Below are 2029 nucleotides of genomic sequence, written 5' to 3'. Positions count from 1 at the left end.
CAATTTATACAGGCCTGGAAACGGGGCGATTTCAAAAAGAAAGACGATTAGCTAATATGCGGATGTGCAAATATGCAGATGTGCAGATGGATTGACATTTGCGAAATGTTTGTACCTGAATTTTCTCATATTTGCACATCTGCACATTTGCATATCTGCACATTTTTGCATATCTGCACATTATTATCGTACACTAAAACAAAAAACGCATGCAACAAATAGCTGTTATTGGCGCCGGAACTATGGGAAACGGCATAGCCCACGTATTTGCACAGCATAATTATAAGGTAAACCTCATAGATGTTTCTGCGCCTGCGCTGGAAAAGGCCCTGGGCGTTATCCAAAAGAACCTGGACCGGCAGGTGGCCAAAGGCAGCATTACAGAAACCGTGAAAACCGAAACCCTGCAAAACATTACTACCTATACTTCTCTTGCCGACGGTGTTAAGAATGCAGCACTGGTAGTAGAAGCCGCCACGGAAAACATTAGCCTGAAACTGAAAATATTTGCAGAGCTGGACCAGCACGCGCCGGCAGATGCGATACTGGCCACCAATACCTCCTCCATTTCCATTACCCGCATTGCTGCAGCCACCAAAAGGCCGGAGAAAGTGATTGGCATGCACTTCATGAATCCTGTACCGGTTATGAAGCTGGTAGAGATCATTAACGGTTATGCTACAGATGCGGAGGTTACTAAAACAATCGCAGGCCTGACTGAAAAGCTGGAAAAAGTACCCTGCGTGGTGAATGATTATCCCGGCTTTATTGCTAACCGCATTTTAATGCCCATGATCAATGAGGCCATTTATTCTTTATATGAGGGCGTGGCCGGTGTGCAGGAAATTGATACGGTGATGAAGCTGGGTATGGCCCATCCCATGGGACCTTTACAGCTGGCGGACTTTATAGGGCTGGATGTGTGCTTATCTATTTTACAGGTGCTGCATGATGGTTTTGGCAATCCTAAATACGCTCCCTGCCCGCTGCTGGTGAATATGGTTACCGCCGGTTATTTAGGCGTAAAGAGCGGTGAAGGGTTTTATAAGTATACCGCTGGCAGTAAAGACCTGGTAGTGAGCGGGCGGTTTAAATAATTTAAGGGGCTGGCACAAAAGAATGTAAAATGTAAAATCATAAATGTAAAATGTAAAAGTGAAATGCAGTGATTAGGTCCGGCCTAGGTATCGCTGCATTTCACTTTTACATTTTAAATTTTACATTTATGATTTTACATTCCTTATCACTCTCCTGCGCTGAAACTATACTCTCCTGAGCCTACTTCAAATACAGCATATCCTCCATCCATCTTTACAAACTTCACTCCCTTATCCCCTGTTATAGCGGCATTGCCCTCTTTCACCTGCTGCTCCGACGCTGCCGGTACATATACAGCTGCCCGGGTATTAACCGGCACGGTGATCTTCCAGTTAAAGGCATTGCCTTCCTTTTCCCAGGCGCTGCGGATCCAGCCGTGTACAGAGTGGTAGCTGGCGCTTACCTTCTTCAGGTCTTTTACCGGCAGCGGCTTCATAATGATCTTCTTAAACCCGGGCGCTGAAGGATCAGGTTTGATGCCTGCCAGGTTTTCGTAATACCATACTACCAGGTCGCCCAGCAGCATTACGTGGTTGCCTGAGTTCATGGCCGGGTCGGCGGTGTTGCCGTTCCACAGCTCCCAGATAGTGGTAGCCCCATGTTCGGCCATATAACCCCAGCTGGGATAGGTGGTATTAGTGGCCAGCTGGTAAGCCAGATCGCCACGCCCGTAACTGGTAAGCACCCGCATCAGCCATTCTGCGCCTACCAGGCCGGTGCTGATATGCCCGTTGTAATCCTGCAGGGTTTTATCCACCACATGGCGGAATACTGTATCCTGGCTGCCGGAAGGTGTAAGCCCGTAAGCCAGCGAAAAGATATTCGCAGTTGGCGTGTTGTTCGCATAATAGCCTTCTTTTTTATTCAGGAACTTATCGTTGAAAGCCAGCTTCACTTTTTCGCCCAGCTCCTTAAATGCGCTTACATCGGC

2 protein-coding genes are annotated in these 2029 nt (G+C 47.5%); one reads left to right on the top strand and one right to left on the bottom strand.

The genetic code is table 11. The features are described 5' to 3' along the window. Positions 1-209 precede the first annotated feature (209 nt). Positions 210-1097, top strand: a complete 888-nt coding sequence (locus VIM87_RS23700) for a 3-hydroxybutyryl-CoA dehydrogenase (RefSeq protein WP_331999408.1) — start codon at positions 210-212, stop codon at positions 1095-1097. Between the two features lie 146 nt (positions 1098-1243). Here VIM87_RS23700 and VIM87_RS23695 read toward each other — a convergent pair. Next, the coding region (locus tag VIM87_RS23695; protein ID WP_331999407.1) for an alpha-L-rhamnosidase C-terminal domain-containing protein at positions 1244-2029 on the bottom strand (786 nt) is incomplete at its 5' end.

This window comes from Chitinophaga sp. (assembly GCF_036569125.1).
Taxonomy (GTDB): Bacteria; Bacteroidota; Bacteroidia; order Chitinophagales; family Chitinophagaceae; genus Chitinophaga.
Note: the sequence above shows the minus strand (reverse complement) of the source record. Positions and strands in the feature narration are given on the sequence as shown.

Excerpts from the sequence above, each read along its gene's own strand:
- VIM87_RS23700 (WP_331999408.1), top strand. The coding sequence starts at position 210 with ATGCAACAAATAGCTGTTATTGGCGCCGGAACTATGGGAAACGGCATA.